At 36.9% G+C, this 14,655-nt stretch carries 16 protein-coding genes and 1 pseudogene; 14 read left to right on the top strand and 3 right to left on the bottom strand.

Annotated elements, in window-relative coordinates; all coding sequences use genetic code 11:
- Positions 1-331: 331 nt before the first annotated feature.
- A complete protein-coding gene (locus EJP82_RS25960; protein ID WP_127194980.1) occupies positions 332-772 on the bottom strand; it encodes a hypothetical protein in 441 nt (146 codons plus the stop codon).
- A complete protein-coding gene (locus tag EJP82_RS25965; protein WP_127194981.1) occupies positions 759-1,547 on the bottom strand; it encodes a ParA family protein in 789 nt (262 codons plus the stop codon). The genes EJP82_RS25960 and EJP82_RS25965 overlap by 14 nt, the downstream gene beginning before the upstream one ends.
- A gap of 702 nt (positions 1,548-2,249) precedes the next feature.
- Between EJP82_RS25965 and EJP82_RS25970 the strand changes: the two genes are divergently transcribed.
- The 11 genes and pseudogenes from EJP82_RS25970 (at position 2,250) to EJP82_RS26015 (ending at position 12,955) form a co-directional block, all read left to right on the top strand.
- Positions 2,250-2,564 (top strand): hypothetical protein, encoded by a 315-nt coding sequence (locus tag EJP82_RS25970; RefSeq protein WP_127194982.1) that lies wholly within the window; start codon positions 2,250-2,252, stop codon positions 2,562-2,564.
- Positions 2,542-3,603, top strand: coding sequence for a M23 family metallopeptidase (locus tag EJP82_RS25975; protein WP_127194983.1), 1,062 nt, complete (start codon positions 2,542-2,544; stop codon positions 3,601-3,603). The genes EJP82_RS25970 and EJP82_RS25975 overlap by 23 nt, the downstream gene beginning before the upstream one ends.
- A gap of 54 nt (positions 3,604-3,657) precedes the next feature.
- Complete coding sequence (locus tag EJP82_RS25980) at positions 3,658-4,500, top strand: hypothetical protein (RefSeq protein WP_127194984.1); 843 nt, start codon at positions 3,658-3,660, stop codon at positions 4,498-4,500.
- Between the two features lie 12 nt (positions 4,501-4,512).
- Positions 4,513-5,109: a metal-dependent hydrolase gene (locus tag EJP82_RS25985; protein ID WP_127194985.1), complete on the top strand. Its 597-nt coding sequence runs from the start codon at positions 4,513-4,515 to the stop codon at positions 5,107-5,109.
- Complete coding sequence (locus tag EJP82_RS25990) at positions 5,110-5,361, top strand: hypothetical protein (RefSeq protein WP_127194986.1); 252 nt, start codon at positions 5,110-5,112, stop codon at positions 5,359-5,361.
- Positions 5,362-5,368: 7 nt separating this feature from the next.
- Positions 5,369-5,998: a TcpE family conjugal transfer membrane protein gene (locus EJP82_RS25995; RefSeq protein WP_127194987.1), complete on the top strand. Its 630-nt coding sequence runs from the start codon at positions 5,369-5,371 to the stop codon at positions 5,996-5,998.
- Positions 5,998-8,475, top strand: a complete 2,478-nt coding sequence (locus tag EJP82_RS26000) for an ATP-binding protein (RefSeq protein ID WP_127194988.1) — start codon at positions 5,998-6,000, stop codon at positions 8,473-8,475. The genes EJP82_RS25995 and EJP82_RS26000 overlap by 1 nt, the downstream gene beginning before the upstream one ends.
- A 15-nt stretch (positions 8,476-8,490) precedes the next feature.
- Positions 8,491-10,818 (top strand): hypothetical protein, encoded by a 2,328-nt coding sequence (locus EJP82_RS26005; RefSeq protein ID WP_127194989.1) that lies wholly within the window; start codon positions 8,491-8,493, stop codon positions 10,816-10,818.
- A pseudogene (locus EJP82_RS28975) lies at positions 10,815-10,904 on the top strand (DUF6011 domain-containing protein); the annotation flags it as partial. The gene EJP82_RS26005 and the pseudogene EJP82_RS28975, both read left to right, overlap by 4 nt.
- Positions 10,905-10,916: 12 nt before the next feature.
- Positions 10,917-12,392, top strand: coding sequence for an amidoligase family protein (locus EJP82_RS26010; protein WP_170220307.1), 1,476 nt, complete (start codon positions 10,917-10,919; stop codon positions 12,390-12,392).
- 92 nt (positions 12,393-12,484) lie between these two features.
- Positions 12,485-12,955: a hypothetical protein gene (locus EJP82_RS26015; protein WP_127194991.1), complete on the top strand. Its 471-nt coding sequence runs from the start codon at positions 12,485-12,487 to the stop codon at positions 12,953-12,955.
- Here EJP82_RS26015 and EJP82_RS26020 read toward each other — a convergent pair.
- Entirely contained in the window at positions 12,952-13,266 is a 315-nt protein-coding gene (locus EJP82_RS26020) for a helix-turn-helix domain-containing protein (RefSeq protein ID WP_170220308.1), read from the bottom strand. The two genes, EJP82_RS26015 and EJP82_RS26020, sit on opposite strands and share 4 nt — an antisense overlap.
- A 224-nt stretch (positions 13,267-13,490) precedes the next feature.
- Between EJP82_RS26020 and EJP82_RS26025 the strand changes: the two genes are divergently transcribed.
- The 3 genes from EJP82_RS26025 to EJP82_RS26035 form a co-directional block, all read left to right on the top strand.
- On the top strand, positions 13,491-13,811 hold the full coding sequence (locus EJP82_RS26025) for a hypothetical protein (RefSeq protein ID WP_127194993.1): 321 nt from the start codon (positions 13,491-13,493) through the stop codon (positions 13,809-13,811).
- Between the two features lie 23 nt (positions 13,812-13,834).
- Positions 13,835-14,209, top strand: a complete 375-nt coding sequence (locus EJP82_RS26030) for a hypothetical protein (RefSeq protein WP_127194994.1) — start codon at positions 13,835-13,837, stop codon at positions 14,207-14,209.
- Positions 14,210-14,235: 26 nt separating this feature from the next.
- Positions 14,236-14,655: hypothetical protein (locus EJP82_RS26035; RefSeq protein ID WP_148125760.1), on the top strand; the 420-nt coding region annotated here is incomplete at its 3' end.

Here is a 14,655-nt window from a genome sequence, read left to right on the forward strand (position 1 = left end):
TAGATGAGTATGGATCAAGCAGCCGGTGGAGAGCTGCAGGAGGTTTTTAAAGTACATGGATAGGACTGAAGCGGATCCAGGAGCGTCATGGAAGCCAGGATAACACCTGAAGAGAAAAGCAGCAGCCCTCGTAGATGAGTATGGATCAAGCAGCCGGTGGAGAGCTGCAGGAGGTTTTTAAGTATTACATGGATAGGACTGAAGCGGATCCAGGAGCGTTCCTGGAAGCCAGGTTAAAGATTGAAGGGTAATCAGTAGCTCTCATGCTATGGATCGATCGAGCAGCTGGTGGATCTCATGAACAGAAAAAAAGACTTTCCAAGTGGAAAGTCTAACGTCTTCTTCGACCGGATTTTGGAGCAGGCTTTTCGGCCCATTCTGGATTTGTTTGTTTAACAAGAGTAATGTAATCCCTCATTACTGATTCAAGCAATTCTGCTCTACTGTATTGCAGGTGGGATCGGATGTTATCAAATTCATTTAATAGTGTTGTTTCAATTTCTGGTGTGATAACTGTATGTGTTACTGCCTTCGGTAACTTTTTTTGCTTTGGTTGTATAGTAAAGAGTGGACTGTCTCGAAGATCAGTACCTTTTTCTTCGGTTACTGTTACCTTTTCGTGAGTAATTACCTCATTATTCCCGACTTTTAAAATCGTTTCTGGATCTTCATTCTTTGTTTCCTTCAAATCACCTGGATTTGTTGGCGCATTTTGTTGTGACATTGATCTAAGCAAATCTCTTTTGTTGTTTCTTGCGCTATTTCCCGACATGTTTTTTCAGCTCCTCAACAAATGTGTAGTATTGTTCTAAACCTTCACGGTCATTGGCGTATTGTTCGGAGATTCCGGTTAAGGAAAAATCTTTGATACGGCTACGTCTTTTAATGATGGTGTCAAACATCAAATCCTTGTAATCTTCTTTTGCAAGTTCATAAATGTTCTTATCTGTAGTACTTCTCACATCCGACATAGTAGCGAGTATTCCTAGTATTTTCAAGTCAGGGGCTATAGCTTTCTCATATACACTGTCGGAAGAACAGAGTAAGTCTATAGTCTCTAAGTACCTTGGTAACGCATCCCAACAGAATGGCTCAGTTTGTAAAATTGGTATGGTAAAGTCACTAGCCACTAATGCATTGAGAGTATGTTCACCTAAATTTGGAGGTAAATCAAAAATTATGTAATCATAAAGATCTTCGAGGGGTTCCAGTGTTTCTTTTAATAATGTTAAAGGGTGTCCCTTATAATCCCTATATAGATATCTAGTCAGCGTAATCAAAGTATCTTCTGCAGGTAATATATCTAAATTGTCATCAACTTTATAGATGTATTTACTAGCATTCTTCTCCACTAAACCTTCAAGTACACTCTTCCCCTGAAAGTCATAAACACTCCTTCTACTGAGCAGATGTGTAAGGTTTCCTTGTGAGTCAAAATCTACTGCTAGTACTTTCGCTTCTTTGGAAAGTAGATGGCTTACAATTCCTACTGTAGTAGTTTTACCTACCCCACCTTTTTGTATTCCAAATGAAATTTTTATAGCCATATAAATACCTCCTATTTTAAAGTTCTATTAACTATTATATTACCAAAGTAAGTTTGTACATTCAATAGAAAAATTAATATTAATAATGAATATTTATTATTAAACTAAAATAGCAATTGTAAAAACTAAAATTAACATTTAATATTTAATATTACTATTATAATTTGATATTAAAAGTTAATATTACTTTTTGATATTAAATTATAGTATCGAAGATTGATTCTAAAAAATAATAGTGAAAGTTAAATTTTAATATAGATGTGTAATCAATATTAATAATATGAATTCTTAATATTGATGTTAAAAATAGATATAAGGAATAAGAATTGAATATAAAATTTAATTATAAAATTTATATATAAATATTAAATCTAAAATTGATAAGAACCTAAATTTGGGATTTTATTCAAATGTGTTGGAATGTAATAAAATGGTGAAAAATTTGTCGTAAATAAGAAAATACACCTATAAATTTATCGAAATTAGTAAAAAAAGACTAGCCTCCATTAGCAGATTGTGGCAAAATAGTGGTAAAGATTAACTAACTTAAATTTCGTGCTGTTTAAGTTAATTCCCAATATATCATTTGAAAGGAGTTGATAACAAATATTAAATACGTATTTTGTTAGCAGCATTTAAAAAAAATGTCGATTAAATTAAATGAGAGGGGCTTTGGATATGCCGGGAAGTGGGTGGATCTAATTGGGCGCAACAACAAGAAATAGGAATAAGAAAGACATAGGAGATGCAACATCTATTACCATTCCACGTGAATATCAAGACTGGATTACTGGAGAAAAAATTGAAGTTAGAAATGAACTTCTTTTGATGATTAATGAGGCCCTTGGCAAAAGAGGTTTTGTTCATCTGGTGATGACGGGGATATCGATGGTTGAGGAGAATCAAAGAGATATACGAAATCATAATATTGGTCATAAGGTAGAACAAGTTTCTATATCTGTAGCAAAGATAGAGACTTTAGTCAGAGGTTTATATGAAGCAAAAAAGACTGATTAAGATAACAGTAATCTTTTTTCTTCTTCAGGTATTTGGGGCTGCTTTGATGATGTTTGTTATTATCAGCATGGCGATGCAAGTTGTAACACTTCCACAAAGGGCCGTAAGCGAGGCAGCTGAGCAGGTTAAGGAATGGATATATGGCGGTGACGTCGATCTTTCAAACATTGATTTTCAAATTATAGCGGACAAGTGGCTCGGAGTTGCTGAATGGATTAATCCGGAGAATGACCAAAAGGAAGTCGGGATTCCAGCTCATGTTATTACGATGATGCAACAGGAAGATCTATTAATTCCACCTGAATTACTGATAGCTATTGCTAGTTTGAAGGGTAAAGATGATGTTAAATGGATTGAAAATATTGCTTATAAATTAGCACCAAGAGATCTAGTTTTTGAAAAGATTGAAGGTGATGAGGTATTAACAGGAATTAAAACTTACTTGGGAATATACGAATTCAGTTACTCAACGGGTAAAGTTAAAAAAGTTTCTTTTAAGGAGAATACTGAAATTCTCGACGATGTTCTTGGCTCGTTACGATTAAAAAAGGATAAAGATTTAATTCTATCAATTGTGAAGTCAATAGAACCTGGTTCCGGAATTAGTCCCGATCAAGGTTCAATAGAAATTAGTGGTAGTTACTTTGCATGGCCAATTGACCGTAAATATCGAATATCTAGTACATTTGGCGAGAGATATCATCCAATCGATAAAAAGTGGAAACTTCATGCTGGTACAGATATTGCTGTTCCAGAAGGAACAAAAATATACGCCGCTGCTGATGGAATAGTTGAAAAATCCACATTCTCAAAAGCTGCAGGAAATTACATAAATATAAAACATGACAACGGTTTTTCAACGAGGTATCTTCATTTAATTCGAAGGAACGTAAAGGTAGGAGATCGAGTAAAGAAGGGGGATTTGATAGGGCTTTCTGGAAATACGGGGAATTCAACGGGGCCACATCTACATTTTGAGATAAGAATGCCAAATGGTGATCCGGTAGATCCGGAAAAATTTTTGCCTGATATTTATTAAAAATAATAAAAAATAATAAAAATTTTATAAAAAATAGCAAAGGGACTGTGTGGAATGTTCACAAAGAAAATCTCAAGTTGGGCAATTTTACTTCTCATAATCCTTGGTGCATTTGGAGGAATAGGGAGTCTTGTAGGAGGTAACAGGGAGACAGAGCAAGAGTATGCAGATGTAAAATCATTCGCTGAATATATAGCAAAGCTATACATGACTGTAGACTCAAATATTGTACAAAGGAAAGATCAACTGCAGTTAATAGCACCAAGCATGGCAGAATTACTTACAAAATCAAAAGATACTCAGCAGTGGGTTCAGGAAGTCAAAGCTGGGAAGGTAGAACAGTATGACAGTAGTAGATACTCTGTATCTGTTGAAACATGGACAGTTGCATTAAAAAAAGTGAAGGAGGAGAAGAAGGAAGGAGAGGTAGAGAAGACAGCTAAGGATAATCAGGATGCACCAACCTATATACAAAGAAGATACACCATAGACTTGGACATTATTAGTAATTCGTTAAAAGGTTATGTCGTGTCAGGGTTACCGAAGATAAGAGAAATCCCTCTAGAAAAAATAGAGGTTCCAAAAAATGAAAATGTACTTGATGAACAGTTAATTTTGCCGATTATTGAAGCGACATTTCCGAGTATCTTTGCAGGGGGTGATATTAGTAACGTAAGTAACTACTTTACGGATGATGCAACAATAAACCCGTTTCCTGGTGGATACAAGTTTCAAAAGGTATTATCAACACAAATATTCAAGTCTGGGAAAAAGGATTATCGTGTTTTAGTTTTTGTAGAAGTTTTAGATCCGATTACAGATGTAACAGTAGGGCTTAAGGTGACAACTGATATGGTTGAAAATAACGAAAAATATTATTTGAAAAATGTGTACTAGGAGACCTTTGAAATGAATGGGAAAGTACATGGATCAGCAGGGATATGTTTGTCTGGTTATCTGTTAGTTCAATATCCACCTGACTCCTTTGTAGTGGCTACAGCAAGTATAGTAGGTGGCGCATTCTTCGCTTTATTATGTGACATTGACCACCGTAGATCATCATTATCACTTCAACCAGGCATGAATATTTTATCAAAATTCATCTCAGTGTTGTTTAAGCATAGGGGATTTACACATTCATTATTCGCTGTTGCTTTGATATTTTTTTATCTTAGGTATAGCCACTTCAAGCCGATCATCATATGGACTTGGGTGGGTACATTTCTATCTCATATTATTTTGGATATGTTCAACGAAGAGGGCGTTCAATTGTTTTGGCCGCTACCTTACCGTATTGCCTTGTTACCAAATTTATTATCAGTATCTAGTCAGCCTTATTCGATTATCCAAAATATCTTATTCATTGTATTTCAAACTCTTGGGACGATCTTCTGCTTGCATGCACTGTTTACATTATGTCTACAGGTAGGCGAATTAAAGTTCTTAGGAGATATATGGTATCACTTTATTGTTCCGTATTTAACACTAATTTTAGGAGGAATTTAAATGAGTATTTTTTCAGAGTACGCAATCACTGGAATACCCTTATTAGATTCGATTTTCACATTAGTCATCAAACTGTTATTTGCATATTTTTTGGTCATCATGCTTGGGAAGCTGATTGACAATTATAAGAAGGGAAACACAGCCCAGTTTTTCGTTAATTTTATAGTTGGAATAGCCTTGCTATTATTGATCATTGGCCCGGATATAATTGCTGGTTGGGCAGGCCAGCTAAAAACGAATTTGCCGAAGTGATTAAATTATGTACAGAACTTATGTAAAACTATTTCGTGTTAAACCGGAAATTACCACATTGGGTACAGGAACAAAAGTAATACGACTGCCTAAGGAATATTGGATTACAGCAGATGTAGGGATAATTACATTTGTAATTCTCCCTATAATCCGGTTCACTATCGCACCAATTTTATCATCGATATTGGGAGCTCATTCATTGGGTCCAGCACTAGTAAGTCCAATCAACTGGGTTTTAGCTTTTATCGTATCTTTTTTAATTGCAGTATACCTGCGTAGGTACGATCCGGAAGGTAAGTCAGTTGTTAAATGGGTTTGGGACTATACCAAATACTTTATTCAACCCAAATGGTCTGATGGTTGGACGAAGTGTAAATATGATAGAACGAAAATTGATTTTTCAATACAAGCTCAAGCTTATCAGACACAAAGAAATATCTGTGGTAGTTTACCAGCTGAAGGACAAGGGATAAAGAAGTTTGCATTATATAAACCAGCCAATATTGTGATCAAACGGGGAAAGGTGAAATTTATTGAGGGGAAAAACTATGGACCAGGTGTTTATGAAGTACAGGGAAATAGAATTTCTCGAATATCGGACCTACCAAAAAAAAGACGGGAGGGGAAACATGAATAATGATGCCAATTAGTCTAATTGATGAAAACAGAGTATTTGATGATAAGGGAAATCCTTACGCTTACTTTATCCTTGAAGGCTCCTCATACGCTTTTGTATCTTTGCAAAGAAAAGTATCTGAAATCCGTCGAACTGATACTGCACTAATGGCGGCAATAGGAGAGTACGATATATTTCTACTTTCTCGTCAATACTCAGCGGAACAGATCGGTAACAGTATTCAAAAGTACTCTCCAGAATCTTGGTGGAAAAAACAAGTTGATTTAACAAAAGATTACTTAGAAAAGGAGTTACCTTTTGATAGATTGAATGTAATTTGTTTCCCTCTGAAAAATGACCTCAAGAGCGAATACGGTGTGCTGCCAGTTCTAAAGGGAGTTTGGGAAGGCGTTAAATCGATTAGAGATAAGGCAAATATTTTCGACTCAACGATTACATTATCTAAAAGTGATATAGATGAGGCTTGTGTACAGTCCGAAAAGTTACTCAAGTTACTGACTTTTAAAAATCTAAGGCCAGCGACATTCGAAGAAACAGAATGGTGTTTGAAAAAGGGATATTTTCGAGGTATCAAGGATCCTGATCCTATAATACCTAATCCATTTCCTTGTCATATTATGACTCAAGGAGACCAACGTATTCGTCCTAATCGTGCGGTATTACTAACATTAACAGAAGGGAAAATGAATCAACTAGACAAACACATAGAAGTTCATCATGGAAACAACGAAATTTCATATCAAGCCTTCTTACCAGTACTTGATGTGCCTACTGATTTTAATGAAGATAATCCGACCGGAAGAGAATGGATTTATGGGGTCATGGAAAGACTTAGTTTTCCTGTAGATTGTGCTATACACGTTCGTATGGAAGCGCATAGTGTGGCTAAAGCGAAAGTCGAAAAGAAAAATAAGAGGGCGAAGGAACAGGCTAAAGAATGGCGCAAAGGTGGATCTGAAGATAGTGAAATGTTTGGGCAGTATGAAATACCAGAGGAGTTGATGGATAACCTTGAGCAAGTTGATGAACTCTGGAAAAAATTTAGAGAAAGGCAACCGTTAGGCTTTATCAAGGCAGTATTTGCAGTTGGGGCAGAAAACTTGGATTTGTTAAATAGTCGTATTAAAGATTTAAAAGATTACGCAAAAGATAAGGAAGTAACATTAAGTCAGCCTACTGCTGAATCCAAACAATTGTTCCAGGCATTTTATCCCTTTGGTGAAGTACTTAATACAAACTATGAAATGGCTATGGATCCTGGTGTACTCGCATCGGGAGTGCCCTTTGGGGTTCGAAAACTTGGAGATCCGATAGGGTTTCTATTGGGAAGCCTTTTAACGGGTAAGTCGGTATTTATGGACCCGGTTAGACCAATGACAACTCTGAACCGATCAGGTGCCGTTTTAATTGCAGGAATTATGGGAGCAGGAAAAACATATCTCATGAAACTTTTGATGGCTTATCTTCTAATGTGGGGAGCGTATGGATTTACCAATGATCCTAAAGGAGATTGGAAGGTATTCTGTGAGCATCCTAAGATTCGATCCATAAGTCGTGTTATCTCATTCACACCAGGATCAAATACATTTTTTACTCCCTTTAGGCTCGGTCAGACTAAAGAACAGTGTTACGATGCAGCATTAGGGATATTGGAAGTAATACTTAATAAGAAAAACGACGAATATCGAAATTTGGTCATTATTGAGGCGCTGAATAGGGTATTCAGAACAGAAGTATGGGATATGTATCAATATTTTGATGTTATTAAGGATATAGCTAATAATCATAAGAATCCTAAAGATAGGGAACACGCAGAGTACATAATGCGTTTTCTAAAAACTCTTCCTTCTCATGGTATTGGGAGAATGATTTTTGGACGTGATGACGGAAAACACATTTTCGAGAATAAGCGCTTTGTTGTTACAATCACACGTGGGTTAACACTACCTGATAAGGGGATTCCACGTGAAAGTTGGAATCTAACGGAATCTCTTTCAGTAGCAATGATGTTTGCTATTATGACTTTGGCGTTGAGGTACCTGACGAGTCTTCCGCAGACAACACTAAAAGTGTTAGCTTGGGAAGAATATTGGTTTCTAAAGACATTTTCAAAAGGGGTCCAGTTGTATAATGAAGCCTTGCGTCTGTCTAGAAGTGAGAAAATGGTTGTAATAATGGCTTCTCAAAATGCTACAGATGCAAAAATGCCAACAGGCGATGATGAAGAGGATATAACGGGGATGTTCGGATGGAAATTTATGCTCCGTATGGATTCACCAACGCAAGTGAAATTTGCATTGCATGAATTAATGGATATGCCAGAAGAACGGCCAGAAGACTGGATGGAAACTTTCTCGGAGATCTACCGAGATGGGATGGGATTGGTACGTGATCCAGAAGGAAATGTTGGTGAATTGCAAATCACTGCACTGGATGAGGAACTGAGTAAATATCTTGGGTCCACACCGCCTGACTAAAGGAGCATCAAAAATATGCGAACAAAGTTATTTTGGAGCAGCTTGATACTTGTATTCACTACTCTTCTAATGTCTACAGTCACTCATGCTGCAGCTGAAGAATGGTTTCCACCAATTGAAGGATTTGATCACTCACCAATAAGTAATTATAGTTGGGATCCACCCAGCGGTTTATTGGGAAGTCTTAATCCATTGTATATTTTTGCAATAGTACTTTTTTTACTCATAGTATTTTTGTACAGATTCGGGTTGATGTTCTTTGATTTTGGGAAGAACCCAACGGTTCTATATAGTCTATTAGATACGGCTATGGAGATGGTTTCAAGTAGACTTTGGGATATCATTATGTATTTCTTGGGATTCTTCATTGTCATTGGCATCTTCTTTATGATTCAAGATTATCGACGTGGTAATCTTGCGAATATAGGGAAGAGGGTTGTTAACTTCGGTTTAGCGTTTATTATTGCAACTGCAGTTGTATCCCTTTCCGGTGCGGTGATAATTAAGGCTAATGAAGCAACTCAGTTACTCGGTGAGCAGATTTCAAGTAAAATACTTGGCTCTGACGATTCAAATCAAGTATCACTCTATACCTCTGCTTGGAATGCCGTGATTGAATCCCCGTTCGGAAGAGGAGAAGTAGGGGATCCAAATATTACGGTCACAGCAGCGGAAGCAGCGGAATTATCAGCAAAAACAAAAACAACGGTTGAGGCTGGAACTAAATGGTCATCGTTAATTTTATCATTTCCTCAAGAGTCAGACGAAAGATCAGACATTGTAGCTAGTTTTGAACAGTGGCATGAAGAAGAGTATAAAACCGCCTTTTCGTCGGGAAATCGTTTCTTAATATCTCTTTTTATACTGATCGTTGGTATCGTAGGGTTTGTATTCTTTTTGGTGTTTGGCATCATATTTCTAGGATTGTTCATAACATTTGTTCTGATTGTATTAAGTGCAATGGTGATGATTCCAATTTCATTTACTCCTTTGGATTCTTCATTTCTTTTAATGAAATGGGGAAAAATGTTTGGGTTCATACTTGTAGCTACAGTTTCAGTCCAGGTCTATGTAACTTTCTTTATTATCCTGATCGATTTAATTAGTACCGTACCTGATATGCATTTTGCTCTCTCCTTATCTTTAATAACTATTATTTTTCTGCTCGGAATTGTACTGTTTTTCTTTTTATGTAACAAGATGTTTGGAGGAAAGGCACGAAGAGGGTTTGATAGTTATAAAAGAAGTCGGAGAAATAAAAAAGAATCAAATATAGCGGAAGAACAAGACAAGGATTTTAATAACGATCGTAGCAATAATCGGAGACGAGGAAATATAGTCAAAGGGGATCGTATCGATAAATGGCAAGATAGTGTAGTTAGTAGGGAAAGTAGTAACGATCGAGTAAATCCTGACAAAGAGGCGACAGTTGAAACAGGAAAAAGAAGACTGGTCAGAGATCGTAGTGTGGATCGAATAGCAAGCAAAGATAGAATTAGGGACGCTGGTGATAAAGAAACTTCCACTCAACAAGAACCAGAGCAAACAAGAATACCTGGAACACTAAAACGTTCAAACAAAGCAGGTAATCCTGACAAACTTGGAAAGGAATCACCTCAAGGAAATGCGGGGAGATTAACAAGAGCTGATGCTCCTAAGGGAAAAGATACGACATTATTGGTGGATTCAGGGAAAAAAGTAGGCCCGACAAATCATAATGATAGTAATGATCGAATAGAGAGAGAGCCGGTGAATTCGGGAAAAATAGTAGGCTCGACAAATCAAAATGATAGTAATGATCGAATAGAGAGAGATAAGCAACATGATGCAAAGAGTTCACCTGGTATGGCTACTCCTAATGAAGAGGCAAAACTGGTTCCTAATAAAAATCCTAATAAGAGTAAACCTACAGATTCCAGTGCGGCTCCTAGAATAAAGAGACTAACTAAAAATGAAAATCGAACCAATCAGTCGTCTGCAGGAAGAAGTAATTCGAATGACGTAGACAGAACTGCAGATGTAAAGAGGGGGCCAACTTCAGATACCAATATTTTAACACCTAAAAAAAGTAGTGAACGATCTGATAGAAACGATCAAGTTAGAAAAGATAGTTCTTCATCATCAAAAGAAGCTAGAGTAACGGGAGGTCAATCATCCTCTACCTCTACTAATGTGGAGAGAACTGATAAGAAGCCCTTTTCAAATAATATAACTGATAAGAGTGATGGTTCAGGACTAATAAAAAGATTGACTAGAAGTGCTCCTCTCACAAAAAAGGTCAAGAATCAGGAGTCTGGGAATACGACAAAAAATAAAGACAGTCTAGGTGATGATAAACGATGACACAACGAATATCAGTATGCCGTATTTGCGGTAGGCGCTTAACGAATCCAAAATCAATTAGTGTTAGCATGGGTCCCGTTTGCGTAAGGAGATTTGGAGTGATTTTTGAAGAAGCATTACAGTATGCTTCGAGTCTTGGTCGTCAGTTAGATGTAGGACTGATAGAGAATGCTGCTATATTATCTTCACAAGCTGCCTATAGACAACGCTTGCGTGGTCAGACGCAACTACCTTCTACACATAATGTTGAGGTCATGTCACGAACTCTAGGGCGAATGGAGGAGGTGCGTGTTGAGGTTTGTGATGGTAATCATGCTCAGGTAATAACTAGCCGAGGTAATACTTATGATGTCACTGAAACCTCATGTACCTGTCCGGACTTTAGATACCGATTGCAGGGTACAGGTGAATCGTGTAGGCACATGGAGGCCCATAGGATTGCTAGAGGCCAAGCTGTATCACCATCGACGCAGTTACTCAGAGATCATCTTGATGAAGAAGCAAGGAGACAAGCCAGAAGGTCTTTTGAATTTGTTGATTGGCGTGAACAAGAAGCGAGAGAAGGCGTGTTAGAAGTATGGAGGGAAAACAAAGCCTTTGATGGAACTTTTATTTCAGAAGATAATGCTGCATGGGAAGATTTATTATCAAAAGCAGGTAATGAGTGGGAATACAAATATGAAAATGTTTTGGGTGGAACAGGTAATTCGTTTGGTATAGAAATTGAATTTGAACTTCCATATAACATTGATAGGGTTGAAATTGCAAATGCTCTACATGAAGCTGGAATATTAGATACGGCAAGAATCAACGGCTATCATTCTACAGGAGGAAGACCAGGGTTTTGGAAGTTAGAAAGGGATGGAAGTCTTCAAAATGGATTAGAGTTAGTATCTCCGATTCTTTTTGATAGACGTGAGACATGGGAACAAATTGAAAAGGCAACAAGAATATTAAGAGAAAAGGGAGCTACTGTTAACGAACGCACGGGTGGGCATATTCATATTGGTATTGGTCCACTTGATCATAAAACTTATGCATGGCAGCGTCTATCACGTATTGGATTAGGTTATGAAAAACTATTCTACAGAATGGGTGGAGCCGACTCTGAAGCCTATCGAAATGGGACTCATGGTCGACATAGGGGGTCAAGGTATACGATACCACTGAATAATAATAGAATCAGACGTATTAGAGGTAATGAAGATGCTGCAGAAGCTAGAGCAAGACTCTCGGAATCACGTTATTCCTTATTTAATGCAACAAATGTAGATAACGTAAATTCTAAGCCCACTATAGAAATGAGATATCCAAATAGTACATTAGATCATTTACAATGGCAGGCTCAAATTCAAGTTGCTAATAGTATCGTACACCAGTCAGCTGTTATTAAAAATACTTCACCACAAAGCAGATTTACTCCAGGATTGACGGATCGAGCAAACCAACTTAGATTTGAACATTATTGTACAGAAACAACAGAGAGGGAGCATTTCAGAAAGTTCTTAGATGTTGTTGGTAATCAAGAGGATCGACTAGCGGCAACTTGGCTTTTCTTACGTGGGCGTGCTTGAATTTTCACATTAACGAAATTATTTATTCTAAAGTGTAGAAAATTTTTACACGATAGTGTAAAATACAATTAGAAAAGATTGGAGGAATAGAGATGGGAACATGGCTTGTAGGTAATACCCAACCATCCAAGAAATACTATGTTGAAACCGAAAATGGTCGGCGTGGAGAAGCAGAAGGAATATCAGGTATTTTTAACCTTATTATCGATCCTGGATACTCTGAGACTGAAGATATTAGTACTAAGGCCTTAATGTGGATACTGATTTTAAGGCAGAATGCTATATCTTTAGCTCAATTCGGACAAAGGGCAGATGTATATGATGGATTAGGAAAGGTTTTTTCGAATTATGAACAAGAGGGTGATTTGGAGTTTGGAGATGAAATGCCCCTTCTACTCGATGCATGGAGTGAAGAAACAACTATTGCATCTTTGTTATTTACAGGATTTATACAACTATATGTAAAAGACAATTCCCTGCAGGGATACGAATTACTTTCGCCCGAAAAAATGGAGGGGGCTTATCCTACCGATTTCAAGCCGCCCCACCAAAGAGAAAATTAATGTTTTTTAGCCATTAGTTTTAGAATAGCTAAGATATGTTCTTGATCTTTCATTGCTAGTTGTCGAAATAAAACAAGCATATCAATTTCTTCTACAGTTGGAGTGAATTCACTAGGGTATTCAAAAAATATATCCCAGAAATCAATTCCTACAGACGTAGCCCACCTAGTTAATGATTTTATTGTTGGCTTTCTGTTATTATTTTCCCACTCTGAAAGTGTTGCGATTGATATTCCGGATCTTTCATGGATTTTTTGTAGTGTAAAATCTCTACTTTTTCTTATTGCACGTAGTCTTTCCCCGAGATTCAATGGGAGGTTCCCTCCTAATAATATTTAATAAATTTATGAATTAATCTTCGCAAAAAAACTAAAAAGGAGACACTTGTTTTTGCTAAAGTTATCATTTTTGATAAATATAAATTTAAAAACTATTAAAATTAATAATTAAATGTCTTTTTTTAGTATTAATTCTGATTCATGGGTAAAAGCCGGAAATTATTAGAGGTTCAATCAAAAGCAAAGGAGGGGGAACAATGATTGCGGTCTTAGTATCTGAAACATACCGGGAGCAAGTTAATGAAGCTTTAATAGGGACTAAGGTTATTTATGAGCACTACGGGAAATTGACTTGGACGGATCTGGAGTTATGTATCCAACGAATAAGAAATATGGATGAGGTCGATTTGCTAATTCTGGACACTAACATTACAGGTCAACCTCAGGACATTGTAAAAGCAGTTAAAAATTATCGCCTTGTCCGTGAGTACGAGAGAGTTTTAGTGATTATTCCGGATGATATGGAACTGGCAGAATCATTAGCGGCGCTCCAGGTGTATGACTTTGTTGTTAATTAAATAAGTGGAAAGGAGGGGCTTTCTTGTCACAAATATCGCAAAGAGATCATCTGAAGAGGCTAGTTGGTGTCAGTTATGGTCTTGCCAGTGACTACATATTTAAAAATTCAAATGATTTGAACCAAAATGAAAAAACACTGCTGAAGACGGTAGGGGAACTTGCTCTCAATGAAGTGATTGAAGAGGAAACGAAAGAGGATGAATTACAAATTGAAATCTTCTCTTCAAGTTGCTTCTTAGGCTCATTTCCTTACAGTGAGATATTTAAAAACCGCTCGGTTATAACTCAAGGTACAGCAATAGAGATAAACGAGAAAACTTATGCAGTAAATAGTATTTCTTTAACCGCTGACAGACAAATAAAAATGGAAGTGTTTAGTAGAGTCAACCTACTATAAATGATTCCCATAGAAAGGAGTTAAGCGTGGAAATATATACATTGTTACGGTCAACTAGCCTGGTAAATAAACTTATCAAAAAAATTGATGTTGTAAGTAACGTTGGTAGCAAAGGACAACTAGAAGAAATATCAACCGGTGAAAGAAACTTAATTTTTATTGTAGATCCAATGCTGTTTTGGTATGACACTGCGATTAAGACATTAGAAGCTAATCAGACTCCATATATCATCTACAACGGCGATTTAGATGAAATTCAGGAAAATATAGATAAGCTATCTCAAAATATAGTGATTTCGGACTTGGCAGACTCTTTACGATTTAGGATAGAGAATCCATTAACTGAACTTAGTTGGCGTAGGGAATTAGCAGGAATTGAAGACGAGGAAGAGCTGCAAGTACCGAATTATGGAGCAGCCGTTGAGCTGGGAGATAACGAGGAAGAG

Source organism: Paenibacillus anaericanus (assembly GCF_003994475.1).
GTDB classification, from domain to species: Bacteria; Bacillota; Bacilli; order Paenibacillales; family Paenibacillaceae; genus Fontibacillus; species Fontibacillus anaericanus.